Genomic DNA, 23,786 nt, shown 5'->3' on the forward strand with positions numbered 1-23,786 from the left:
GTACAGTGGTGGCGCTCTGCGATAACGGTCGCCATCTTGTCGCAGAGCCTGCCAGCTTTGTGTGCTCCGGCACACGCCCCACAACGGAAAGAGCGACGACAGCGATGCCCACGGGTGAAGAGAGCGGCGGTCAGGGCAAGAAGTCGGCCGCCAAAGCCAACAAGGCCATCAAAGGCGCAAAAAAGAAGAACAGAAGCATACCAGCCGTCAAAGGCGGATTGGCCAAGAGTGGACCGCAGGTTCCCTGGCTGACCATCGGTGCCGTGGTGGTCGTCGTCGGCCTGGTCGCAATCCTGGCCGTCAACCTCTTCCCCAAGTATCAGGACCAGGCCGAGGCGCAGAAGTTCGCGCCGAGCGAAAGCAACCAGGACCCTTCGTCGTCGATCGCCGATGTAGTGAAGATGGATTACCCCGCCGCGCTGCACGTCTCTCCCGAGCAACGCGTCGCGTACGACCAGCTGCCACCGTTCGGTGGTCCGCACGATGCGGTGTGGGCTACCTGCACCGGCGTCGTCTATCCGGAAGCCATCCGCACTGAAAACGCAGTGCACGGTCTCGAGCACGGTGCCGTCTGGGTCACATACAACCCCGATGAACTGAGCGAGGACGAAATCTCGAAGCTGGCCGACAAGGTCGACGGCGAGTCCTACATGATGATGTCGCCGTACCCAGGAATGGATACGCCGGTCTCTTTGCAGTCGTGGGGCCACCAGCTCAAGTTGGACAGTGTCGACGACGAGCGGATCGGCCAGTTCATCGCAGCGCTGCGTCTGAACCGTTACGCATACCCGGAGGTCGGCGCGAGCTGCGCGACCATTCCGGGTTCGTTCGATCCGGACAACCCACCGCCGTTCGATCCGTCGGCGCCCGGCGCTGAGGCTGTGCCCATGGATGGTGCAGGGATCACTCCGGACGCGAGTGAGATGTCGGGTGCCGGTGCTGGCACCGCGGGTCTACCGGCCGATCTGCAACTTCCGAGCGATCTGCAGTTGCCCCCCGAACTGCAGCAGCAGGCTCCGACACCATGACGTCGGTGGAGGAGCGGCCCCGGGCCGTACGGAGCCAGAAGACGGTGTTGCTGATTCTCGGCACCGTCGCCGCGATTGCGGTCGGTTTCGCACTCGGCTTCCTCGCGCGCACTACGTTTCTCGGCGGGGACGACTCGGTTCCTGCCGCAGACTCGGTCGATGTCGGTTTCGCGCAGGACATGTCGGTCCATCACAACCAAGCGATCGACATGTCCGCTGTCGCGTTGACCAACGCCGAGGATCAGCGCGTGAAGACTTTGGCGTTCGACATGCTGACTTCCCAGCAGAACCAGGTCGGTCAGATGCAGGGCTGGCTCGCGGTCTGGGATCGCTCTCCTGTGGGCCCGGACGGCTACATGGGCTGGATGTCCGGGGACGAGCACGGCCATTCGATGGCATCGATGACGCCGGCTGAATCAGGCTCGATGGCAGTCATGCCCGGCATGGCAACCAACGACGAGCTGGCCGCATTGCGGAAGGCAACCGGCCCTGCCGTCGACGTGATGTTCCTGCAGTTGATGCTGCGGCATCATGAGGGTGGGCTTGCGATGATGGAATACGCCGCAGATCACGCGGAGACGCCTGCGCTGGTTCGGCTCGCACAGTCGATGATCTCGACGCAGGAAGGTGAAGCCACGCTCATGAAGCAGATGCTCGCCGAGCGTGGCGCCGAACCACTTCCTTTCAATTAGGTCGAACCTTCGGCTCGCGTCAGCGCGCGGAATACGTCCAGTCGGTCACCTCGGGCATATCCTCGAGGTGCTCGACGATGTAGCTCGCATGCCGCACCAATTGCGCATTACAGAATTTCACGAGTTCACTGCCGTTTTCCGGTACTCGACGCGATCGCCGTAACGCCTCGAGCACGAGGTGATACCGACTCATCTTGTTGAGCACGACCATGTCGAACGGCGTTGTGGTGGTGCCCTGTTCGTTGAACCCGCGGACGTGGAAGCGACCCGCGCCGGTGCGGCCGTGCAGTAGTTCGTGGACTGCGCGTGGGTAGCCATGGAATGCGAACACGACGTCGGTGTCTGCGGTGAACAGACCCACGAACTTGTCCTCCGGGAAGCCGTGCGGATGCTCGTCCGGAGTCATCAACGCCATCAGATCGACGACGTTGACCATCCGAACCCGCAGGTACGGAACCCAATCGCGCAAGATCTCCGCCGCCGCAAGTACCTCCTGAGTGGGAACATCCCCCGCCGCGGCGAGGACGACGTCGGGCACGTTCGGAGCGCCGTCGGAGTCGGTCTCGGTCCCCGCCCACTCCCAGATCGACGCTCCCGCTGCGCAATGCGCGTTGGCCTGCTCGAGCGTCAGATACTGCAGGTGGGGCTGTTTGTCGACCACGATCAGATTGACGTGATCACGACTGCGCAGGCAGTGATCGGAGATCGACAGCAACGTGTTGGAGTCCGGCGGCAGCCAGATTCGAACGACCGCAGGTGAGAGCGGGATGACGGCGTCGATCATTCCTGGGCCCTGGTGCGAAAAGCCGTTGTGGTCATTTCGCCAGCACGTACTGGTCAGCAGGACGTTCAGTGACGCGACTGGTTCACGCCACGGCAGGTCGGCTGCATGTTGTAACCATTTCACGTGCTGGATCATCATCGACACGCTTACCATCGCGAACGCCTCGTAGCTGGCGAAGACGCCGTGCCCGCCTGCGAGAACGTATGCCTCCAACCATCCCTCGCACAGGTGTTCACTGAGCACCTCCATGACACGACCGTCCGCCGAAAGATGGTCGTCCCACTCCTCGGTCGGCAGCTGCCAGCATCGATCGGTTTCCTCGAACACCGCGGCCAGTCGATTGCTCGACGTCTCGTCCGGGCAGAACAGCCGGAAGTTGCCACCGCCGTCGGGGCGTTTGTTGTCGGCGTAGATGTCGCGCATGAGTTCGCCGAGGACCCGGGTCGTCTCGTGGAAGCCCCCTCCAGGTAATTCGATCGCGATCTCGTACTTCTCGAGCGGCGGAATCCGAAGAGGCTGAAGGAGTCTGCCACCGTTGGCGTACGGCGTCGATCCCATTCTCTTGTCCCCCGACGGTGCCAATGCAGCAAGTTCGGGAACGAGAGCGCCGTCGGCGTCGAACAGCGCCTCCGGCTCGTACGAGCGCATCCAGGATTCGAGCTGCGCAAGATGTGCGGGGTTGCTCCGCACTCCGGACAGCGGCACCTGGTGGGCCCGGAAGGTCCCCTCTACCAGGACCCCGTCGACGGTGTGCGGCCCTGTCCACCCCTTCGGGGTGCGCACGATGATGGCCGGCCATCGCACCTGGGCGGGGGCACTGCCTGATCGTGCTGCATCTTGAATGTCACGAATTTTGCTGTGCGAGTTTCGTATTGCTTCTTCGAGGGCTGGAAAAACGAGTCGAGGATCATCACCGGAAACGACGACCGGGTCCCAACCCTGCCCGTGCAGGAAGTCGACGATGTCCTCGTCTTTGCTGCGTCCGAATACCGTGGGCCCTGCAATTTTCGCTCCGTTGAGATTCAGAATCGGCAGCACGGCACCGTCGCGGCGCGGGTTGAGAAACGCCGGCAACTTCCACGAGCCTGCGAGAGGGCCGGTTTCGGCCTCACCGTCGCCGATCACACACGCCACCGTCAGATCCGGCCGGTCGAACGCTGCACCACCGGCATGTACGAGCGCATACCCGAGCTCGCCGCCCTCGTGGATGCTGCCCGGCGTCTGCACACTCACATGACTGGGAATGCCACCGGGCGAGGAGAACTGACGACACAGACGGTGTACACCCTCGGTGTCCCGCGAGATATGCGGATAGATCTCCGAGTACGTTCCCTCGAGATAGGTCGACGCGACGAGTGCCGGCCCGCCGTGGCCGGGGCCCGTCACGTACAGCCAGTCCGCGCCGGTGTTCTTGATGTTTCGGTTGAGCAAGGTGTAGATCATCGACAGGCACGGGCTGGTCCCCCAGTGCCCCAGCAAACGCGGCTTGATGTGCGCTGCGGTGAGGGGCTCACGCAGCAACGTGTTGTCCTTCAGGTAGATCTGGGCCACGGTCAGGTAGTTGGCAGCTGCCCACCACCTCAGATCGAGGTCCAGATCTTCGCTCGAATAGTTGTGATCGGTCACGTGTGTCCTTTCCTCTACGTAGATGCCCCCCGACTGTCCTCCTTCTAGGTCAACATGAGGGTGATTTCAGGTGACGGATGGGATGCGCTAGTCTTGGACCCGCCCACAGGCACGCCGGAATTTCAGTACGCACAACTCCGGCGCGCCCCCGTAGCTCAGGGGATAGAGCGTTCGCCTCCGGAGCGAAAGGTCGCAGGTTCGAATCCTGCCGGGGGCACACCTGCGTCACACGCTTTCCTAATGCCACCCTTGATGCAAACATGGGTCGTGGCCGATACCGAACTCGACAACACCGCATCCGAACTGTGTGCCGTCGATCCACAAGGCTTCGTCGCCGCGCGCACAGCCGCGGTTGCAGCGGCCAAGGAATCCGGCAACCGAAAACTCGCGGCCGCGATCGGCAAGCTCCGTAAACCCACGACTGTCGCATGGATGGTCAACCTCCTGGTACGCGAAGAACCCGAGGACATCGCAGAGCTGTTCGATATCGGCAACAGCCTGCGCGAGGCGCAGCGAAGATCGTTGGCCGACGAACTCAAGGAACTCTCCGCCGCGCGCGCACAGTCGATTCGCGCGCTGACGCGTCGGGCCGTGGAGATTGCTCGCGAACACGGCCACCCGAGCACAGAGAATGCGGCACGAGAAGTCGGACAGACGCTGGGTGCCGCGCTCGCGGACCCCGAGATCGGCGCGCGGGTGCAGGCAGGCCGCGTCGTGACTGCGGAGTCCTACAGCGGTTTCGGGCCCGCAGTGCTCACCTTGGCGCCCGAGCCCGAGAACACCGCCGAGGAACCACCGGAGGAACCGAAAGCCGACACGCGCCTCGAGGAAGCCCGCGAACAGCTCACCGACGCCCAAGAGGACGAAGAGTCCGCCCGCGAGGCCGTCGACTCTGCAGACTCTGCGGCCGAAGCCGCTTCCACGGACCTTTCCGAGATCAAGGAGCGATTGGCCCGCCTACGTGCCGAACTCCACGACGCCGAGGTCGAGGAGGCTTCGGCCCGCACGACCGAGAAGTCGGCGGATCGCCAAGCGCGACGCCTGCGACGAGTTCTCACCGATGCCGAGGCCAGAACAGCCGAGTTGCGTAGCGCGGTGGAGGGCCTCGGCCGCTAACCTACCGGTTCGATGATCGCCGTGATGGCCACGATATCGCCTGCCGGAATGTCGAAATGCTCGGTCACTGCCACCGACATACCGCCGTCGAACTCGAGAGAGAAACGTGCCACGACGCTGTTGCCCCATTCGCGGATCGCTACCTCTCCGATGCCGCTGATCGGCGTGTACTGGGCGCCGTTCTCGAGTTCGTGCCTGATGAATGCTCCGGTGTCACCGGTTTGCTGTCCGTTCTCCACACGTCGACACCCGTCGGCGAGACGGACCTTGGTGGCATCGTGACTGAGCAGAGCCTTGATGTATTCACGTGCCATCGCGACGCGACCGGAATCCACCTCACGCGTGGCGTAGGTGGCAATTCCAGCCAGGAGTGGTTGCGCGAGCTCCGGCCTGCAGATCAGCAAGTCCGGCAGATAGGGATGGGACTGGTTGTACCGCAACGGTGTTCCGTCGATGCGCGAGCAATGCAAACCCGCGGCGAGTGCGACGCCGACGGGCGCTGCCGAGTCCCACTCCCACTGGCCACCGGAATGCACGTAGGCGTCGACCTCCCCGCGCACGACTGCCATGGCTTTGGCACCTGCCGAACCCATGGTCACGACGTCGGCATCGACCGCGCGCGCGAGATCGTTCATGTAGTAGGGCGGCCGAGAGTCGCTGACCACAAGCGTGGGCCTACCGGACTGCGGCGGCGGGCCGGTGACGTCGGCGGTCGAGTAGACGACGCCCAGCGCAGGCTGGGCGACTGCCGACGCCGTCATCCCCTTGTCTTTTTCCCACAGGCCCACGTGCACTGCCCAGTCGGTTCGCCCGTCGATGCCGTATTCGCGGGAACCGTCGAGGGGGTCGATGATCCAGACACGGGCCGCATCCAGCCTGCGGAGATCATCGGCCGACTCTTCGGAAAGCACTGCGTCGCCGGGGCGTTCACCTGCCAATCGGCCCAGGATCAGGGCATCGGCTTCGGTGTCGCCGAGCCTGCCGAGCTCCCGTCCCTGAGTCGTTCGTCCTTCGCGTTCGCGGATGTCGAGCAGCAATCGGCCTGCGGACTGGGCGAGGTCGGCGGCGAATCGGGCATCGTCTTCGGCCGAATGTAGGGCGCTCACGATCCCAACAATTCCACAATCCGAGCGGCCTGTGTTGCCGGATCACCGTCGGAGGCCGCCAACACCAATTCGGGGTGCTCGGGAGCTTCGTAAGGGTCGTCCACCCCGGTGAAACCGGTGATCTCACCAGCGATAGCTTTGGCGTACATACCTTTCGGGTCGCGCGCTGCGCAGACGTCGAACGGAGTGTCGACGAACACCTCGAAGAAGGGCAGTCCGGCCTTCTCGTGCACCTTCCGCACCTCGTCGCGGTCTTCGCGGTACGGGCTGATGAGACAGGCGATCGCGACCACTCCGGCGTCGGCAATCAGTTGGGCGACGGCCCCCACCCTCCGTACGTTCTCGGTGCGGTCGGCTGCATCGAACCCGAGATCGGAATTGAGCCCGTGACGCAGGTTGTCTCCGTCCAACCGATATGCCGGTCGCCCCGACGCCACCAGCAGACGTTCCAGTTCCGCTGCCACAGTCGACTTTCCCGAAGCCGACAAGCCGGTCAACCAGATCGTGGCGCCGAGCGTTGCACGTTCCTCGCGGGCGACACGGGACGAATGCCAGACGACTTTCGCTGCCGACAACGTGGGGCCGGTGATCATCCCGGCGGCGACGGTGGCTCCGGACGACTCGTCGACGAGCAGGAAGCTGCCGGTGACTCGGTTGCGTCGGTACGGATCGAACAGGATCGGATTGTGGGTGCGGATCTGCACTCGGCCGATGTCGTTGATACTCAACGATTGTGCAGCTTCGTCACGATGCAGAGTATTGACGTCGAGCCGGTAGTCCAGTTTTTCCACCCTCGCTGGTGTCGACGCCGTGGTGTGCATCAGCACGTACCGGTCGTCACTGCGCAACTGTGCGCCCTCTGCGAGCCAACAGACCATGGCATCGAGCTCTGTTCCGACGAGCGGACGATTGTTGGGTCGACACAGCATGTCCCCGCGCCCGACGTCGACCTTGTCCTCGAGTTCGATACACACCGCCGACGGCGCGAACCCCTCGTCGACCGGCGTTCCACCCGGTCCCCACACCGCTGCGATTCTGGTGACGAATCCGGAGGGGAGCGCTACGACTTCATCCCCGGGTTTGAACACTCCGCTGGCCACGGTGCCCGCATACCCGCGGAAGTCGGCATGTTCACCGGAGCTGTGTTTCGGCCGAACTACGTATTGGACCGGGAATCGAGCGTCGATGAGGTTGCGGTCGGAGGCAACGTGAACGTCCTCGAGGTGGTGCAGAAGCGAGCTCCCCTCGTACCAGGGCATCTGGGCGGTGCGATGAACGACGTTGTCTCCGTCGATGGCCGACATCGGTACGAACGTGAGGTCGGGTACTTCGAGTTTCATCGCGAATTCGCGGAACTCCGCTTTGATCTCTTCGTACCGAGCACACGAATAGTCGACGAGATCCATCTTGTTGATGCACAACACGAGATGTCGGATACCGAGCAACGACGAGAGAAACGCATGGCGCTTCGTCTGTTCGAGGATCCCGTGACGAGCATCGACGAGTATCAGCGCAAGATCGGCCGTCGAAGCGCCGGTCACCATGTTCCTGGTGTACTGCTGGTGCCCCGGCGTATCGGCGATGATGAATTTTCTTCTCGGCGTGGAGAAGTAGCGATACGCGACGTCGATCGTGATGCCCTGTTCCCGCTCGGCGCGCAGTCCGTCGGTGAGCAGTGCGAGATCGACGGTGTCGCCGCCACGTTCACGACTGGTCTTCTCCACGGCCTCCAACTGATCCTCGAAGATTGCCTTCGAGTCGTAGAGGAGCCGACCGATGAGAGTCGATTTGCCGTCGTCGACGCTTCCCGCCGTAGCTACCCGAAGCAGTTGCGACATCAGAAGTACCCTTCCTTCTTGCGGTCTTCCATTCCGGCCTCCGATATACGGTCGTCGGCCCGCGTCGCACCACGCTCGGTCATTCTGCTGGCGGCCACTTCCAGTACGACGTCGTGCGCATCGGCGGCGGAGGACTGCACACACCCGGTGCAGGTCGCGTCGCCGACGGTACGAAAGCGGACCATCTCCTCGAAGGGTTCTTCCCCTGGCAGCACCGGTACGAATCTCGAGACTGCCAGGAGCATTCCGGCTCGTGGCACGACCGTGCGGTTGTGCGCGTAATAGATGTGTGGGAGTTCGATCTGCTCTGCCTCGATGTACTGCCAGATGTCGAGTTCGGTCCAGTTCGACAGTGGAAACACGCGAAAGTGTTCGCCTCGCCGGTGACGGCCGTTGTACAACTGCCACAATTCCGGGCGCTGGCGACGCGGATCCCACTGGCCATGTTCGTCACGAAAGCTGAAGACACGCTCTTTGGCACGCGCCTTCTCCTCGTCCCGACGGGCACCACCGAACACGGCGTCGAACGAGTTCTCGGCGATCGCGCGTAGCAGTGTCGCGGTCTGGAGTCGGTTACGACTGGCCCCCGGCCCGCTCTCCTCGATCGAGCGTCCCGAGTCGATGTCGTCCTGCACGCTGGCCACGGTCAGGTTGACGCCGAAATGCTCGACCGCACGGTCGCGGAAGGACAGGACCTCGTCGAAATTGTGGCCGGTGTCGATGTGCATGACGGCGAACGGGAGCCGGGCGGGCCAGAAGGCTTTGGCTGCCACATGAAGCATCACCACCGAGTCCTTGCCGCCGGAGAACAGCAGCACCGGACGTTCGGCGGTAGCGGCGACTTCACGGAAGATATGGACGGCTTCCGCTTCGAGCGCAGCAAGGTGCGTGAGTTCGTACGAGGTCGACATCGGTGAAGCCCTCCGATCACAACGCATCGGTCCATATTTGGACCGGTGCGGTTCAAATCCGTGATCGAAGAATAGAACGTGTTTCAGTATTGGTCAACGGGTCGGCGCAAGACCGCCTACTTCTGCCGTGATCGCACCGGCAGCCGCAGCGAGCGCTTGCCCACGCTCGGCAATGTCCTCGCCCGAGATCGACGCTCCGACATGCAGAGTCAGCACCAACGACTGATGACCCTGCGCGTCGTATGTCGGGGCCGCGATGACGCTGACCTCGTGCGTAGCTTCGGCACCAGCCTCCTCCGCGCCCAGGTACACCCGCTCACCCAGGCCGGACACCATCTCACCGAGGAGTTCGCGGACCTCCCCCGGAAGATCGTGTGCGGCAACACCCGCCATGACGGTATGCAACCTCTGCCCCACAGCCGTCAACGTCTCGACGAGATACCCGGTTCTGCGGCACTCGTCGACCACGCGGCGAAGATGAGCGACGTCCATCCGCACCGGCAGTGTCGGTTCACGACCCAGCCACGAATCGAGTCGCTCGTCGGTATCCCACAGCACGTACATGAGCCCTACCGGCGGCGCGAACGGATAGACCTGCCCCACCTTCACGGCAGCCTGCCGCCCGTCGGGGCAGGTCAACTCGAGGATGGTGATGCGATCGCCGACCACGCCCGAAGCCGTGCACGTCGTGTCGTATCGCGCACTGAGAGCTTCGAGGTGCGTGCGCGCGAGCGGGCCGACCGCGAACCCCTGCTGCGCCGCACGCCCGGCGGCGATCAGCGCGGGACCGAGGCCGTAGGTGACCGAAACAGGGTCGCGGACCAGGTATCCAGCGCCGACCAGTGAGGTCAGGATGCCCAGACAGGTGGGCTTGCTCAGACCGAGTTCACGTGCCAGCGCCGAGAGTCCGAAACGTCGGTCACTCCTGGCAACCATGAAGTCCAGCACCGCGACGACGCGGTCGGTGGGGGGCGAGTTGCGACTGGTCATTGACCCCTCCTAGAACACGTTCTATTGTCGATACAGAACCCGTTCTACCACATCGGTACATATTTGTACCACTAGGCACGAGGAGATGGGTGTGCTCACCGATTCACTCGCAGAAGCAATCACAGCGGCCGAGAAGATCATCGAAGACGCTCCGCACATACGAACAGAACAGGACCTGCTCGAGGGATACGACTACCTCGCCGGCAGCATCCGCGCATCCATACAGATGGCCTGGGCGTACGACAAGGACTTCCCGTTCTTCGCCAGCTCGACCGGCCCGTACACGAAGATGGGCCTCGACAACCCGGACACGCTCTACTTTCACGCCAACATTCGTGACGATGCGGAATACATCGTACGCGGAACACGGGGCACCACAACCGATCTCAGCTTTCAGATACTCAAGGGTGACTACTCCCCCGTCGATGTGCCGGACAGCTTGACCGCCTTCGACGATCGCTCGATCGACATCGCCGACGACGGCACATTCGAAGTGCACTTCGGTCGTCCTTCCGACCTGCCCAACCACTTCACCCTCGGCGAGGGTTCCTCGATGCTGGTTGTCCGCGAGGTCTACAACGACTGGTCCGCAGCGAGGGGCACGCTCACCATCCATCGGGCAGGCACATCAGGGGAATCCCCCGCGCCGCCCACGAAAGAATCTGTGGCGAAACGTTATGCCACCGCAGGCAAGATGCTCCTCGGCCGCATCCACACCTTTTTGCAGTTCCCACAGTGGTTCTACCTCAATCTCGACGTCAACACCCTCACCGAACCGCGGCTCACGCCAGGAGGATTGAGCACCCAGTATTCTTCGGCCGGTCACTACGAACTGCGCGAGGACCAGGCCATGATCATCACGGTGCCCGTGTCCGACGCACCGTATCAAGGGTTCCAGCTGGGCAGCATGTGGTACATCTCCCTCGACTACATCAACCACCAAACTTCGTTGACTGCAGAGCAGGCGCAGACCGATCCGGACGGCTACATCCGGCTGGTGGTCAGCGAACGAAACCCGCAGGTGACCAACTGGATCGAAACGACAGGTCATGCCCGCGGTTACGCGCAGTTCCGATGGCAACGAGTCGCCCGAGAGATGACCGCGGCAGACGGACCCACCGTAGAAGTAGTCGACTTCGACGACATTTCCTCGCATCTACCGCACTACGACGCGAACAAGATTTCACCGGCGGACTTCGCCCTGCGCATCGCAGCCCGTCGCGACGCTGTCGGACGAAGGATGCTCGGATGACAGGACAACTCGACGGCAAAGTTGTCGTCGTCTCCGGCGTCGGACCATCCCTCGGCCGGTCCATCGCACTACGCAGCGCCGCCGCGGGCGCCGATCTGGTGCTGGCCGCACGCACCGAAAGCTACCTTCTCGAAGTCGGCAAAGAAGTTGCCGAACTCGGCCGAACAGCGGTCACCGTCACGACCGACATCACCGACGAAGCTTCTTCCCAAGCGCTGGTCACCCGTGCAGTCGAGGAGTTCGGCCACGTCGACGTACTTGTCAACAATGCCTTCGCGATACCGTCGATGAAAGACCTCGCCCACACCGACCCTGCCGTCATCCGGCAGGGATTGGAACTGTCACTGTTCGGAACGCTGCGCCTCTCGCAGTTGTTCACCCCGGCGTTGGCGGAGTCCACCGGTTCGATCGTCATGATCAACTCGGCCGTCATCAGGCACTCGCAGCCCAAGTACGGCGGCTACAAGATCGCCAAAGCTGCATTGCTCGCCATGTCGCAAACCCTCGCCAGCGAGCTGGGCCCGCAGGGAATTCGGGTCAACACTGTTGCGCCCGGATACATCTGGGGCGAGTCACTGAAAGGCTACTTCGACCACATGGCGAAGAAGTACGGCATCACCAGCGAACAGATCTACGAGCAAACTGCCGCGACGATGGACTTGCGACGGCTGCCCGAACCCGACGAGATCGCCGACGCCGTCGTATTCCTCGCTTCCCCGTCGGCTCGCGCGATCACCGGCCAATGTCTCGACGTCAACTGCGGCGAATACCACCACTAGGAGCGCACATGACCAGCACGGAACGCACCGACGTCGGTACCGTCGAGGATCTACACAGATCGGCCACCAAGTTCACCGGCCTCGACGATTTCGGTTCCGACGACTATGTCGAAGCTCTCGGTGTCCTGCTCGACTCGTACAACCGTGATGCCCAACTTTCCGCACTCGGATCGAAGATGAGCCGGTACTTCCTGCGCGGCGCGCTGGTCGCGCGTTCACTCAGTGAGCTCGCGTGGAAGCAGAATCCGACACACGCCGACGTCACGATCGAGCGGCCGATCTTCGTGACCGGCCTTCCTCGCACCGGCACGACGGCGCTGCATCGGCTGCTCACCGCCGACCCGTCGCACCAGGGTTTGGAGATGTGGCTGACCGAGATGCCGCAACCTCGGCCGCCGCGTGAGACCTGGGAAACCAATCCTCTGTTCGCGCAGATCGAGAAAGGGTTTGCGCAACACCACGTCGAACACCCCGAGTTCATGGGGGTGCACTACATGTCCGCCGCCGAAGTCGAGGAATGCTGGCAGCTACTGCGACAATCGGTGCAGTCCATAGCCTACGAATGCCTCGCTTACCTACCGACCTATTCGGCGTGGCTGGCCGAACAGAGCTGGCTCTCGACCTACCAGCGACACCGGAAGAACCTCCAGCTCATCGGAATGAACGACACCGATCGCCGTTGGGTTCTGAAGAATCCGAGCCACCTGTTCGCACTCGACGAGCTGCTACAGGTCTACCCGGACGCGCTGGTCATCCAGTGCCACCGCGAACCCCGCACGATCATGCCGTCGATGTGCAGCCTCGCCGAACACGCCACCGAAGGCTGGTCGGACCTGTTCCGCGGCAACGTCATCGGGCGCACCCAGGTCGATCTGTGGGAGCGTGGGCTCAACAGTTTCTCCGCCGCACGGTCCGGTGCGAACTCGGCGCAGTTCTACGACGTCGACTACCACGACTTCGTCGCCGACCCCCTCCGCACAGTCGAGCAGGTGTACCAGAACTTCGGACTCGATCTCACCGAGAATGCACGCTCCGCCATGGACGCCATGCACACCGAAAGCAGAAGTGGGCAACGGCGGCCCGCTCACAAGTACACGCTCGAAGACTTCGGCCTCGACGGCGAAGACATCGACCGCCGGTTCGGGACGAGATAACTCCGCAGGTCGGTGATGCACGACCCCGGTGAACGCTAGGGTGGCGGGATGGCTCCGACACGCTGGCAGATCGACAACACCGAGGACCAGTCCAGAGAGTACGTCGAACGTTTCGCGCGACTTCGAGCGCGAGGCGTCGACCTACACGGCGAGGCGCGGATGATCGACGCACTCCTGGCGCCGGGCAGTTCGGTCCTCGACGCAGGTTGTGGCACAGCCCGTCTCGGCGCCGAACTCGCCCGGCGCGGACATCGAGTCACCGCAGTGGATCTCGATCCGGTCTTCGTCGAAGCCGCACGAGAGCACACCGACCTGACAGTTCATCAGGCCGATCTGACCGAACTCGACCTCGGTGAGACATTCGATGCCGTCGTGGTCGCCGGCAACGTGATGGTCTTCATGACACCGGGCACCGAACGATCAGCTCTCGAGCGGATGGCGGCGCACCTGAAGCCCGGAGGAGTCTTCGTCGCCGGATTCGCCACCGACAGGGAGTACACCGTGGAGAAGTTCGACGCCGACCTGAAGTCGGCCGGCTTACTTCACGAGCACCGCTTCTCGACGTGGGATCTGCGACCGTGGCACGAGGGTGCGGACTGGGCTGTGACCGTAGCCAGAGCTCCTCAACTGCTTGCCTGACCTTTCGGGTCGAGGACACGATTGCAGCAGGCATCGTTCTACTGGGCAGAGACGGGCATCCTCCCCGCGTCCCATGGGAGGATGGAGGAATGCCAGCGCCACTTCCACTCGATCCCATTGCAGAGGCCCACCGTCAGTGGACCGCACATGGATGGGGTGACGTTGCCGACGGAATGGCCGCTGTCACTTCGTTGATGCGGGCTCAGCAGATCATGCTCGCGCGAGTCGAAGAGACGCTCAAGCCGACTGGATTGACGTTCTCCCGCTACGAACTTCTCACCCTGCTGACGTTCACCAAGAACGGTGCGCTGCCGATGGCGAAGGCCAGTGCGAGACTGCAGGTACACCCCACGAGCGTCACCAACGCCGTCGACCGCCTCGAAGCGGCGGGGTACGTGCGCCGAATGCCTCACCCGAGTGATCGTCGAACTACGTTGGTGGAGATCACCGAAGCGGGTCGCACACTGGCCGTCGACGCCACCGAGAAACTCAACGAACAGGTATTCAGCAAGCCTGGTTTGTCGAAGGAACGTCTGACGTCGCTGGTGCGTATTCTTGCCGAGCTGAGGCGCACAGCCGGTGACTTCGAGGACATCGGGTCGTCGCCGGCCTGGTGAAGGGAGCATGCTCAGCTTCGCTGTATCCGCGCACGAAGCAGCCCTGCTGTCACTGTCGGACAACAGGGCTGAACGTATGGGTCACCGATTGACGAATGTCGCCTGACGCTTGTCGATGAAGGCAGACATGCCTTCCTTCTGATCCTCGGTCGCGAAGGTCGAATGAAACAGCCGACGCTCGAAACGAATGCCCTCGGACAACGAGGATTCGAACGAACGGTTGACCGCATCCTTGGCCATCATCGCAATCGGAAGCGACATCTCGGCGATGGTCGTCGCGGTGGCGATAGCGTCGTCGAGCAGGTCTGCGGCGGGTACGATCCGCGAGACGAGCCCGGCTCGCTCGGCCTCGTCGACCTTCATGTTTCGCCCGGTCAGGATCATTTCCATCGCCTTGGCCTTACCGACTGCGCGAGTGAGGCGCTGCGACCCACCGATTCCGGGGATGACCCCCAGCTTGATCTCCGGCTGACCGAATACCGCTGTGTCGGAAGCGATCAGGATATCGCACAGCATCGCCAGCTCGCAGCCGCCACCGAGCGCGTATCCCGATACGGCCGCGACGATCGGTGTGCGCGCTGCCGACAGTCGATCCCAGGCACTGAACAGGTCCTCGGTATAGACGTCCATGTACGACTTCGGCTGCATTTCCTTGATATCGGCACCCGCAGCGAATGCCTTCTCCGAGCCGGTGATCAGGATAGCTCCGATACCGTGGTCGCCGTCGAGGTCTTCGACCGCGGACACCACCTCGTGCATCAGCTGAGAGTTCAACGCGTTGAGCGCCTTCGGCCGATTCAGCGTGATGATCCCGACGCGACCTCGCCGCTCCAGCAGAATTGTTTCGTAGTCGCTCATGTACTCTCCCCTGTCGAACGTTCGCGAATGTCGTTGATGATGCCGGAGAAGTCCACGTCCGTTCCGCCACCGGATGTTTCCTTGAACTCGGAGTAGAGCTCAGCGGCCTTGAGTCCGAGGACGCCGTGAACACCGTTGTTGCGCAGCGCATTGGCAGCAAGACCGAGATCTTTGTCCATCAAGGCTGCCGCGAACCCTGGAGTGTAGTCGTTGTTGGCCGGGCTGGTCGGAACCGGTCCTGGCACAGGGCAATTGGTAGTCAGCGCCCAGCACTGCCCGGACGCGGTGGATGCGACGTCGAACAATGCTTGATTGCTGAGGCCGAGCTTCTCACCGAGCACGAAGGCCTCGCTGATCGCAATCATCGACACCCCGAGGATCATGTTGTTGCAGATCTTGGCGGCTTGGCCGTTGCCTGCTGCGCCACAATGCACCACTTTGCGACCCATGACATCGAGAACAGCTGCAGCCGAGGCGAAGTCCTCTTCGGACCCGCCGACCATGAACGTCAGCGTGCCCGCAGTCGCACCGCCGACACCACCCGATACCGGAGCGTCGAGACCGCGGTGGCCCGCGTCGTCGACAAGCTTGTGCGCCGCATGCGCGTCGGCGACATCGATGGTGGAGGAATCGATGAACAAGGTTCCAGGCGCGGCAACTGGAAGTAGATCCTTGTACAGATCGAGCACGAGCTTGCCGTTGGGCAGCATCGTGATCACGACATCCGCGTTCGACACTGCAGCCACGGCAGATTCGACGACGGTCACGCCGTCCTTCGTTGCCTGCGCCAGCGCTGCAGGGACGAGATCGAAGCCCTGAACCGTGTATCCGGCTTTCACCAGGTTCGCTGCCATCGGTCCGCCCATATGGCCGAGACCGACGAAACCGATCGTGTTCTCACTCATCGCTGCCCTCCAAGTTCGTTGCTCAATCCCAGTTCGGCGGCACCCAACGGGGCGAAATAGCGATCGACGTCCTCGCTGGTGACATCGGCGAGTGTCGGCGGAGACCACTTAGGGTTTCTGTCCTTCTCCACCACCTGTGCTCGGATTCCCTCGACGAGGTCATGTGAATCCAGACTGGCCGAGGACACCCGATATTCATCGTCGAGGACTTCCTCGAGCGAGGCGGCATCGGCGGCCCGCCGCAGCGATTTCAGCGTGACCTTCAGGGCGACCGGTGACTTCGATTCGATGTCGTCGGCAGCCATGTGTGCGTCGGGTACCTCACTGCGCCGCAAGCGGTCCACGATTTCTTCGACGGTATCGGCGCTGTACGCGGCGTCGATCCAGCTGCGTGCAGCGTCGAGACTCGATGTGGGTGCCGGTTCGGTGAACGAAGCCAACGCATCGGCGAGGGTTCCGGTTTCGAGTGCAGCGTAGAAGTCCGGCAACTTGTCGGAGGGGATGTAGTGGTCGGCGAACCCGGCCGCGATGGCGTCACCTGCACCCATGCGGGCGGTGGTGAGGCCGAGGTGCGTTCCCAATTCTCCGGGGGCACGGGAGAGCAGAAACGTCCCGCCGACGTCGGGGATGAAACCGATACCGACCTCGGGCATCGCGAGCTTCGAGCGGTCGGTCACGATTCGGGTGTTGGCGTGGGCGGACAGTCCGACACCGCCGCCCATCACCACTCCGTCCATGATTGCCACGTACGGCTTGGGGAATCGCGAGATAGCCGCATTGAGGATGTACTCGTCGCGCCAGAAGACCTTCGACCCGCTACCGCCCTCTTTTGCGTCGTGGTAGATCGAGACGATGTCACCACCGGCACACAAGCCACGTTCGCCTGCGCCGGTGAGGAGTACCAGTTCGACCTCATCGTCGACGGCCCACTTCTCGAGCTGCGGCGCGATGTCGAGCACCATCGCATGATTCAACGCGTTGATGGCTTTCGGACGGTTGAGCGTGATTCGGCCGACGCCACCGCGCAGGTCGAACAACACCTCGGGTTCGCTCATGCTGCTCCCACAATCGAGCGAGCCACGACGACTCGCATTATCTCGTTGGTCCCTTCGAGGATCTGATGGACACGAAGGTCTCGGACGATCTTCTCCACACCGTACTCCGCGAGATAGCCGTAGCCACCGAGTAACTGCAGTGCGGCGTTGGCGACGTCGAATCCGGTGTCGGTTCCGAATCTCTTTGCCATAGCGCAGAGTTCGACCTTGTCCTCGGCCCCGGTCTGCAACGCCTCCGCAGCGCGCCACAGCAGAGTTCGGGCGGCTTCGAGCTCGGTCTTCATATCTGCCAGTCGGAACTGCAGGGCCTGCGCGTCGAGCAATCGATTGCCGAAGGCCTTGCGCTCGGCGAGGTAGGACACCGCTTTGTCGAGAGCGCTCTGTGCGCCACCGATCGAGCAGGCGGCGATGTTGAGGCGTCCGCCGTTGAGGCCGTTCATCGCGATGCGGAAACCGTCGCCCTCGTTTCCGAGCACGTTGGCGGCCGGAACACGGACATCCTCGAAGACGACCTGCCGCGTCGGCTGGGCATTCCAGCCCATCTTCTTCTCGTTCGCTCCGAACGACAGGCCTGCGGAGTCCTTCGGTACGACGATTGCCGAAATGCCCTTGGGCCCAGCTTCACCCGTTCGCGCCATCACGACGTAGATCTCGGATACCCCGGCCCCGGAGATGAACTGCTTCACTCCGTTGAGGATGTAGTCGTCGCCGTCGCGGACAGCCTTGGTCGTCAGTGCCGCGGCATCGGATCCGGCACCTGGTTCGGTGAGGCAGTAGCTTCCGAGCTGGTCCATCGCGCACAGCCCCGGCACCCACTGACGACGTTGCTCGTCGTTGCCATAGGTGTCGATCATCCACGTCACCATGTTGTGGATGGAGATGTACGCCGCGATCGACGGATCACCGGTGGCAAGTTGCTCGAAGATGCGCACCGCATCCACGCGCGTCAGATCCGACCCGCCGACGTCCTCACCGATGTAGATTCCGCCCATACCCAGGCCGGCAGCTTTGCGCAGTACGTCGACGGGAAAGTGCTTGTTCTGATCCCATTCGACTGCCTTCGGTGCCAGGAACTCGTCGGCGAAGTCGCGTGCTGTTTCGTTGATCGCCCGTTCGTCCTCGGTCAATGTGAACATCGGCGGTCAGTCCATGTTCGGGATGACGAAGTGGTTCGCAGTTTCTTCTTTTTTGCCCGAAGGCCAACGCTGCGTGACCGTCTTGGTCTTGGTGTAGAAGCGAATCGAATCGGGTCCGTGCTGGTTCAGATCGCCGAATCCCGAACGCTTCCAACCACCGAAGGTGTGGTATGCGATCGGCACCGGAATCGGGACGTTGACGCCGACCATGCCGACCTGAACGCGTGAGCAGAAGTCACGCGCGGTGTCACCGTCGCGAGTGAAGATCGAGACACCGTTGCCGTACTCGTGTTCGGACGGCAGACGCAGTGCATCCTCGTAATCCTCGGCGCGGACGACGATCAGGACGGGACCGAAGATCTCTTCCTTGTAGATGCGCATGTCCGTCGTCACCTTGTCGAACAGTGTTGCGCCGGCGAAGAATCCGTTCTCGTGGCCCTCGAGCTCGAAGCCGCGCCCGTCGACGACGAGTTCGGCACCCTCGTCGACGCCGATCTGGGTGTAGTCGTTGACTCGCTTCAGTGCATCGCTACCGACGAGTGGACCGAAGTCCGCGTTCTCGTCGTCACTGCGGCCGATCTTCAGGTTCTTGACACGCTCGGTCAACTTGGCCACCAGTGCGTCGGCCGTCTCTTCACCGACCGGAACAGCAACCGAAATCGCCATGCAACGCTCACCCGCAGAGCCGTACGCGGCACCGAGGAGTGCGTCGGCGACCTGGTCGAGATCGGCGTCGGGCATGATCAGGGCGTGGTTCTTGGCGCCGCCGAAGCACTGTGCACGCTTGCCGTTCTTGGCGGCGGTCTCGTAGATGTACTGCGCGATCGGCGTGGAGCCGACGAAGCCGATGGCCTTGACGCGATCGTCGTTCAGTAGAACGTCGACGGCGTTCTTGCCACCGTTGACGACGTTGAAGACGCCCGGCGGCAGACCTGCTTCGAGGAACAGTTCGGCCAGCTTGAGCGGCACCGAGGGGTCGCGCTCGGAAGGCTTGAGAATGAATGCGTTGCCGGTGGCGATGGCTGGGCCGGCCTTCCACAGCGGGATCATGGCGGGGAAGTTGAACGGAGTGATCCCTGCAACGACTCCGAGCGGCTGACGCATGGAGTAGACGTCGATGCCACCACCGGCACCCTCGGTGTATTCGCCCTTGAGAAGGTGCGGAACGCCGATCGCGAACTCGATGACCTCGAGACCACGCTGGACGTCGCCCTTGGCGTCTGCGACGGTTTTGCCGTGCTCGCTCGAGAGCAACCTGGCCAGCTCGTCCATGTCTCGGTTGATGAGCTCGACGAACTTCATCAGGATGCGGGCACGACGCTGCGGATTCCACTTGGCCCATTCGACCTGGGCTTTCTCTGCATCCGCGATCACGGCCTCGACCTCGGCATCACTGGCCAGCGGCACGAGTGCCTGCACCTCGCCGGTGTTCGGATCGAAAACGTCACCGAAGTTGCCCGAGGTGCCGGAGACGTGCTTGCCGCCGATGAAGTGCGAGAGCTCGCGAGTCATGAGATCCGTCCTAACCGATACGAGAAGATGATGTGTTGCCATCCTATAGTCGGACATCCATGTATGTCTAGAGGTTTACTCGCCCAACCTCCGATAGAAGCCCACAAGATCGGCGACAGCCGAACTGACCTCGAACTCCTCGTAGCCACCCGAGCGGAAGGCGCGGCGCAGGATCAACGGGTCGAGATCGTCGATCGCCGGAGAAAATTCCACCCGCGGCAACGACGGAAACGACATCTCGTTGCCGAACCAGTCCTCACGATCGAACTCGATCTCGCATTCCCCGACATCCTCGATCAACATTTCCAGATCGACGCCACGCAACGTCAGAATCGTCGCCGCCGAAGCGTCGATGTGCTCGGCCGCGATATACATCAGCGCAGCCGCATGCTTGCAGGGCCACTCGTCGTCCGGGCAGGTGCAATCGAAATCGAGCTGACCCTTGTCGTGCGGCAGAAGCGTCGAGGCAAGCTCCTGCGGGATCGCGTTGGACGCAAGTTCCGCGAGCATCCCCGGATTGGAGCGCACCCTGCCCACCAGAGCCGAAACCTCGCCCTGTGACAGCGGATCCACGGTCACCGACGCCGAGAACGGTTCGAGCTGACTTCCCTGAACCTCGCCGTAGATCTGACCGCGTTCGACCCCGAGCGTCAGCACCTGACCACCTCGGGCATACGTACGTCCCCGCGCAATCCGACCCGGATCTGCCAGCTCTTCCATGGCGGTGACGAAGTGGCGGCCCCACCAGGTCTGCCCGAAAGCTCCACGCTTGTTCTGTGATTCGATGCCGCCCTTGACTTTACGACGTCTACCGTACTGACCGAAGTCCGCCATCACTCCCCCACTGCATCTTCGCTGAGGCGGAACAACTCACGCAATTCGCCGGTGTCCATCTCGGTCACCCAGTTCTCACCCGTCCCGACGGCGAGGTCCGCAAGATCCTGTTTCGAATCCAGCATCCCATCGATACGTTCTTCGACGGTGCCCACGCACAACAACTTTCGCACGTGAACGTTCTTGCGTTGACCGATTCGAAACGCACGATCGGTAGCCTGATTCTCCACCGCCGGGTTCCACCACCGATCAAGGTGCACAACATGATTGGCCGCAGTCAAGTTCAGACCGGTGCCGCCTGCCTTGAGGGAGAGCATCATGATCGGCGGCCCGCCGTCCTCCTGAAATTTCTCGACCATCGCATCACGGTTCGTCTTGCTGACGCCACCGTGCAGGAACGGAACTTCGGTACCGAACCGCTCGGCGAAATACGGTCCGACGAGTTCCCCGAACTCGCGAAACTGCGTGAACAGCAGCACCTTTTCGTTATCCCCGAGAACCGAATCGAGAATGTCCTCCACCAATCCGACCTTCCCGGACCGATGCTGACCGCGCTTGAGCACCGGCGAACCGTCGGACAGAAAATGCGCGGGATGATTGCAGACCTGCTTCAAGCGAGTGAGGGCCGAGAGCACCGCCCCCTTACGCTTCATGCCCTTCGCGTCGGCGATCTGAGCCATCATCTCGTCCACGACTGCCTTGTAGAGCCCCGCCTGCTCGGCCGTCAGATTTGCGCGAACCGTCATCTCGACCTTGTCCGGCAGGTCGGCAATGACCGTCGGATCGGTCTTGACGCGACGAAGAATGAACGGCGAGGTGATCGCACGCAAGCGTGTGACTGCGCTCTCGTCCTGCTCTCGCTCGATCGGCACCGAGAACCGCTTGCGGAAATCAGCAGGCGCACCGAGCATTCCGGGATTCGCGAAATCGAGAATGGACCGAAGCTCGTCCAGCCTGTTCTCGACGGGCGTGCCGGTCAAGGCCAGTTTCAGGTCGGCGGGAATCGCCCGAGCAGCCTTGGCTTGAACCGTCCCGGCGTTCTTGATGTGCTGGGCCTCATCGAGAACCACTCGGCGCCACGTCCGAGCCGCGAACTGCGCTCGATCCTTGGCCATCAGGGCGTAGGTCGTGACAATGAGATCGTGCTCGCTGATCGCCTGCTCGAGGGCGTCGTCCCGCAACCGCGCCGGGCCGTGATGAACCAGTACCCGTAGGCCAGGAGTGAACTTTGCGGCTTCACGCTGCCAGTTGCCGACGACCGACATGGGTGCGACCAACAGCGTCGGCGTCGGGCTCTTCTCGTGTGCAAGCAGAGCCAGCACCTGCAGCGTCTTCCCCAGTCCCATGTCGTCGGCCAGAATTGCGCCCAACCCCAACCGAGACATGAACGCCAGCCAGTCCAGACCACGTTCCTGGTAGGGCCGCAGAACAGCATTCACACCCGCGGGCAACGGAATCCGCTCCGGAGTGGCGTCGGGCTGCAGCAGCGTCTTTGCCCACCCGGTAGCGGTGATCTCCTCGACGGGTGCAGGCGGCGGCGAGGAGATCGTCATTTCGCGCATCAACTTGCCCAGTTCGGTTCCGTCGCCATGATGCTGCGCAACGTATTTGGCGGCGGCGGCGAGCTGGCTTCCGTCGGCCAGCACCCACACCCCACGAAGACGGACCAGGTCGCCCTTGGACACTGCCAGCCGATTCAACTCGGCCTCGGTCAGCACCATGTCGCCGAGCTGCAGTTGCCAGTCGTACGAAATGAGCTCATCCATCCCGACGGCGCGGTTCTCGGCGGCCTTCGTCACGGCAGGCGAATCGACCCGCAGTCGCATCGACGGGTCCAGTCGACTCCATGCCCTGGGCAGCAGGACGGTCGTCCCCGACTCCGAAAGTGCTTTCGCGCCGTGTTCGACCAGATCGATCACCACAGAGGTGGGCAGCAGAAGATCCAGGGTCCCAGGGTGGGACGGGAGGTCACGCAACCGCGGGTACGCCGCGACCGCCTCTCCGAGCTTGCGGACCGCCGTGCTCAACAGGCTCGCGTCGACCTTTCGGCTCATGGGCACCGGAATCGGAGCTTCCCCATCGGCCCGCAAACACACCTGAAGCTTCCACAACGCTTCTTCGCTCTCGTCTGCCTCCGCGGCCTCGTCGTCCGGCTCCAGCAAACGCAACACGAGCGCGGGTTCGTCGACGGTGAGGCTTGCCCGCCACTTGTCCAACAACGTCGCGGTCTGCGTCGTACCGTCCTCGACGGAATCGTCGTCAACAAGCGCAGCCAACAACGGATGATCCGAATCAGGCTTTCCCAGTATCGATCGCACGATCGGATCGGTGATCTCTTCGAGGAAGTCCTCCAACAACTTCTTCGGCCTGTTGCCGTGGCACTGAACCGAAGGCATCGTCACAGCCAGCTCACTGAGCCACGCGCGCTGACGTTCCCCACCGACAAGACGCCACCTGGGCCACCAGTGCCCCTCGATGAGGATCAGCGCGGGCACGACGCGCCCGGCCCGCACCCATCGCTCGACTCCCTTCGCAACATGCCCGAGATACCGAAGGTCCCCGGACATCGCCGCGTGCGAGGCCGGGGTGCGCAGTAGAAGCTCGGCAGCATCGACCGGCGCGAGCGCAAGAGCAGGCACACGTACCACCCGTGGGTCGCCCGCACCTGCAGGCGGGAACGCGACCTCGACCTTGTGACGGAAGGTCCGGGCCGCCGCCCGGGCGTGCGTGGCCGGAAGATCCGGTTCACTGCCGGACACCTCTTCCTGCCACAGCATCAGCCCCGAACCTGGAGACCAGAGACCATGCAGCATTGGTCCATCCAAGCAGGGCGGTATCAGCGCAGTTGGGTGTGGTGTTCCAGTTGCATCCATTTCCGACGGGATCCCGTCCGCTCGGTGCGTAATCGGAACACCATGCCCATTCGGAGACCGATAAATCGGCGAATCGAGGCG

General features: G+C 62.7%; 20 protein-coding genes and 1 tRNA gene. 9 read left to right on the forward strand and 12 right to left on the reverse strand.

Annotation, left to right across the window (positions count from 1 at the left end; translation table 11 throughout):
• The first annotated feature begins 104 nt into the window (after positions 1-104).
• Both BJD99_RS08670 and BJD99_RS08675 read left to right on the forward strand, forming a co-directional pair.
• A complete protein-coding gene (locus BJD99_RS08670) occupies positions 105-1,028 on the forward strand; it encodes a DUF3105 domain-containing protein (RefSeq protein WP_084346443.1) in 924 nt (307 codons plus the stop codon).
• Positions 1,025-1,720 (forward strand): DUF305 domain-containing protein, encoded by a 696-nt coding sequence (locus BJD99_RS08675; RefSeq protein ID WP_084346444.1) that lies wholly within the window; start codon positions 1,025-1,027, stop codon positions 1,718-1,720. Before BJD99_RS08670 ends, BJD99_RS08675 begins: the two co-directional genes overlap by 4 nt.
• Before the next feature lie 19 nt (positions 1,721-1,739).
• Here the strand turns inward: BJD99_RS08675 and BJD99_RS08680 are convergent, their stop codons facing one another.
• Positions 1,740-4,130: a phosphoketolase gene (locus BJD99_RS08680; RefSeq protein WP_084346445.1), complete on the reverse strand. Its 2,391-nt coding sequence runs from the start codon at positions 4,128-4,130 to the stop codon at positions 1,740-1,742.
• A gap of 144 nt (positions 4,131-4,274) precedes the next feature.
• Between BJD99_RS08680 and BJD99_RS08685 the strand changes: the two genes are divergently transcribed.
• Positions 4,275-4,347 (forward strand) — tRNA-Arg (locus BJD99_RS08685).
• A gap of 50 nt (positions 4,348-4,397) precedes the next feature.
• Positions 4,398-5,246 carry a hypothetical protein gene (locus BJD99_RS08690; protein WP_084346446.1) on the forward strand — a complete coding sequence of 283 codons (849 nt, stop codon included), beginning with the start codon at positions 4,398-4,400 and terminating at the stop codon, positions 5,244-5,246.
• Here the strand turns inward: BJD99_RS08690 and BJD99_RS08695 are convergent.
• From BJD99_RS08695 to BJD99_RS08710, 4 genes are all read right to left on the reverse strand, one after another.
• A complete protein-coding gene (locus BJD99_RS08695) occupies positions 5,243-6,355 on the reverse strand; it encodes a 3'(2'),5'-bisphosphate nucleotidase CysQ (RefSeq protein WP_373270527.1) in 1,113 nt (370 codons plus the stop codon). The genes BJD99_RS08690 and BJD99_RS08695 overlap by 4 nt on opposite strands.
• Complete coding sequence (cysC, locus tag BJD99_RS08700; RefSeq protein ID WP_084346448.1) at positions 6,349-8,190, reverse strand: adenylyl-sulfate kinase; 1,842 nt, start codon at positions 8,188-8,190, stop codon at positions 6,349-6,351. The genes BJD99_RS08695 and cysC overlap by 7 nt, the downstream gene beginning before the upstream one ends.
• Entirely contained in the window at positions 8,190-9,101 is a 912-nt protein-coding gene (cysD, locus tag BJD99_RS08705) for a sulfate adenylyltransferase subunit CysD (protein ID WP_084346449.1), read from the reverse strand. The genes cysC and cysD overlap by 1 nt, the downstream gene beginning before the upstream one ends.
• A gap of 93 nt (positions 9,102-9,194) precedes the next feature.
• Complete coding sequence (locus BJD99_RS08710; RefSeq protein WP_084346450.1) at positions 9,195-10,091, reverse strand: helix-turn-helix domain-containing protein; 897 nt, start codon at positions 10,089-10,091, stop codon at positions 9,195-9,197.
• Positions 10,092-10,182: 91 nt separating this feature from the next.
• Between BJD99_RS08710 and BJD99_RS08715 the strand changes: the two genes are divergently transcribed.
• From BJD99_RS08715 to BJD99_RS08735, 5 genes are all read left to right on the forward strand, one after another.
• A complete protein-coding gene (locus BJD99_RS08715; protein ID WP_084346490.1) occupies positions 10,183-11,343 on the forward strand; it encodes a hypothetical protein in 1,161 nt (386 codons plus the stop codon).
• Positions 11,340-12,122 carry an SDR family oxidoreductase gene (locus tag BJD99_RS08720; protein ID WP_084346451.1) on the forward strand — a complete coding sequence of 261 codons (783 nt, stop codon included), beginning with the start codon at positions 11,340-11,342 and terminating at the stop codon, positions 12,120-12,122. The genes BJD99_RS08715 and BJD99_RS08720 overlap by 4 nt, the downstream gene beginning before the upstream one ends.
• Before the next feature lie 8 nt (positions 12,123-12,130).
• Positions 12,131-13,276: a sulfotransferase gene (locus tag BJD99_RS08725; protein ID WP_084346452.1), complete on the forward strand. Its 1,146-nt coding sequence runs from the start codon at positions 12,131-12,133 to the stop codon at positions 13,274-13,276.
• A gap of 48 nt (positions 13,277-13,324) precedes the next feature.
• The gene (locus BJD99_RS08730) at positions 13,325-13,915 is read left to right on the forward strand and encodes a bifunctional 2-polyprenyl-6-hydroxyphenol methylase/3-demethylubiquinol 3-O-methyltransferase UbiG (protein WP_084346453.1); all 591 of its coding nucleotides are present in this window, start codon (positions 13,325-13,327) and stop codon (positions 13,913-13,915) included.
• Positions 13,916-14,004: 89 nt separating this feature from the next.
• The gene (locus BJD99_RS08735) at positions 14,005-14,532 is read left to right on the forward strand and encodes a MarR family winged helix-turn-helix transcriptional regulator (RefSeq protein ID WP_084346454.1); all 528 of its coding nucleotides are present in this window, start codon (positions 14,005-14,007) and stop codon (positions 14,530-14,532) included.
• A gap of 81 nt (positions 14,533-14,613) precedes the next feature.
• Here BJD99_RS08735 and BJD99_RS08740 read toward each other — a convergent pair whose 3' ends face one another.
• The 7 genes from BJD99_RS08740 to BJD99_RS08770 all read right to left on the reverse strand — a co-directional run bounded on the left by BJD99_RS08740 (position 14,614) and on the right by BJD99_RS08770 (position 23,645).
• A complete protein-coding gene (locus BJD99_RS08740) occupies positions 14,614-15,390 on the reverse strand; it encodes an enoyl-CoA hydratase (protein WP_084346455.1) in 777 nt (258 codons plus the stop codon).
• The gene (mmsB, locus tag BJD99_RS08745; protein WP_084346456.1) at positions 15,387-16,295 is read right to left on the reverse strand and encodes a 3-hydroxyisobutyrate dehydrogenase; all 909 of its coding nucleotides are present in this window, start codon (positions 16,293-16,295) and stop codon (positions 15,387-15,389) included. Before mmsB ends, BJD99_RS08740 begins: the two co-directional genes overlap by 4 nt.
• Entirely contained in the window at positions 16,292-17,350 is a 1,059-nt protein-coding gene (locus BJD99_RS08750) for an enoyl-CoA hydratase/isomerase family protein (protein WP_084346457.1), read from the reverse strand. Before BJD99_RS08750 ends, mmsB begins: the two co-directional genes overlap by 4 nt.
• Positions 17,347-18,486 carry an isobutyryl-CoA dehydrogenase gene (locus BJD99_RS08755; protein WP_084346458.1) on the reverse strand — a complete coding sequence of 380 codons (1,140 nt, stop codon included), beginning with the start codon at positions 18,484-18,486 and terminating at the stop codon, positions 17,347-17,349. Before BJD99_RS08755 ends, BJD99_RS08750 begins: the two co-directional genes overlap by 4 nt.
• 6 nt (positions 18,487-18,492) lie before the next feature.
• Positions 18,493-19,998, reverse strand: a complete 1,506-nt coding sequence (locus tag BJD99_RS08760) for a CoA-acylating methylmalonate-semialdehyde dehydrogenase (RefSeq protein WP_084346459.1) — start codon at positions 19,996-19,998, stop codon at positions 18,493-18,495.
• Between the two features lie 75 nt (positions 19,999-20,073).
• A complete protein-coding gene (locus BJD99_RS08765; protein WP_084346460.1) occupies positions 20,074-20,832 on the reverse strand; it encodes an SWIM zinc finger family protein in 759 nt (252 codons plus the stop codon).
• Positions 20,832-23,645 (reverse strand): DEAD/DEAH box helicase, encoded by a 2,814-nt coding sequence (locus BJD99_RS08770; protein WP_084346461.1) that lies wholly within the window; start codon positions 23,643-23,645, stop codon positions 20,832-20,834. Before BJD99_RS08770 ends, BJD99_RS08765 begins: the two co-directional genes overlap by 1 nt.
• Between the last annotated feature and the right edge of the window lie 141 nt (positions 23,646-23,786).

The organism is Rhodococcus sp. 1163, from assembly GCF_002091985.1.
In the GTDB taxonomy this organism is placed as follows: Bacteria; Actinomycetota; Actinomycetes; order Mycobacteriales; family Mycobacteriaceae; genus Rhodococcoides.

What these genes read in the sequence shown, in the direction of transcription:
- BJD99_RS08670 (WP_084346443.1), top strand. Translation starts at nt 105, where the DNA reads ATGCCCACGGGTGAAGAGAGCGGCGGTCAGGGCAAGAAGTCGGCCGCC.
- BJD99_RS08675 (WP_084346444.1), top strand. Translation starts at nt 1,025, where the DNA reads ATGACGTCGGTGGAGGAGCGGCCCCGGGCCGTACGGAGCCAGAAGACG.
- cysC (WP_084346448.1), bottom strand. Translation starts at nt 8,190, where the DNA reads ATGTCGCAACTGCTTCGGGTAGCTACGGCGGGAAGCGTCGACGACGGC.
- cysD (WP_084346449.1), bottom strand. Translation starts at nt 9,101, where the DNA reads ATGTCGACCTCGTACGAACTCACGCACCTTGCTGCGCTCGAAGCGGAA.
- BJD99_RS08710 (WP_084346450.1), bottom strand. Translation starts at nt 10,091, where the DNA reads ATGACCAGTCGCAACTCGCCCCCCACCGACCGCGTCGTCGCGGTGCTG.
- BJD99_RS08720 (WP_084346451.1), top strand. Translation starts at nt 11,340, where the DNA reads ATGACAGGACAACTCGACGGCAAAGTTGTCGTCGTCTCCGGCGTCGGA.
- BJD99_RS08725 (WP_084346452.1), top strand. Translation starts at nt 12,131, where the DNA reads ATGACCAGCACGGAACGCACCGACGTCGGTACCGTCGAGGATCTACAC.
- BJD99_RS08730 (WP_084346453.1), top strand. Translation starts at nt 13,325, where the DNA reads ATGGCTCCGACACGCTGGCAGATCGACAACACCGAGGACCAGTCCAGA.
- BJD99_RS08735 (WP_084346454.1), top strand. Translation starts at nt 14,005, where the DNA reads ATGCCAGCGCCACTTCCACTCGATCCCATTGCAGAGGCCCACCGTCAG.
- BJD99_RS08740 (WP_084346455.1), bottom strand. Translation starts at nt 15,390, where the DNA reads ATGAGCGACTACGAAACAATTCTGCTGGAGCGGCGAGGTCGCGTCGGG.
- mmsB (WP_084346456.1), bottom strand. Translation starts at nt 16,295, where the DNA reads ATGAGTGAGAACACGATCGGTTTCGTCGGTCTCGGCCATATGGGCGGA.
- BJD99_RS08750 (WP_084346457.1), bottom strand. Translation starts at nt 17,350, where the DNA reads ATGAGCGAACCCGAGGTGTTGTTCGACCTGCGCGGTGGCGTCGGCCGA.
- BJD99_RS08755 (WP_084346458.1), bottom strand. Translation starts at nt 18,486, where the DNA reads ATGTTCACATTGACCGAGGACGAACGGGCGATCAACGAAACAGCACGC.
- BJD99_RS08760 (WP_084346459.1), bottom strand. Translation starts at nt 19,998, where the DNA reads ATGACTCGCGAGCTCTCGCACTTCATCGGCGGCAAGCACGTCTCCGGC.
- BJD99_RS08765 (WP_084346460.1), bottom strand. Translation starts at nt 20,832, where the DNA reads ATGGCGGACTTCGGTCAGTACGGTAGACGTCGTAAAGTCAAGGGCGGC.
- BJD99_RS08770 (WP_084346461.1), bottom strand. Translation starts at nt 23,645, where the DNA reads ATGCTGCATGGTCTCTGGTCTCCAGGTTCGGGGCTGATGCTGTGGCAG.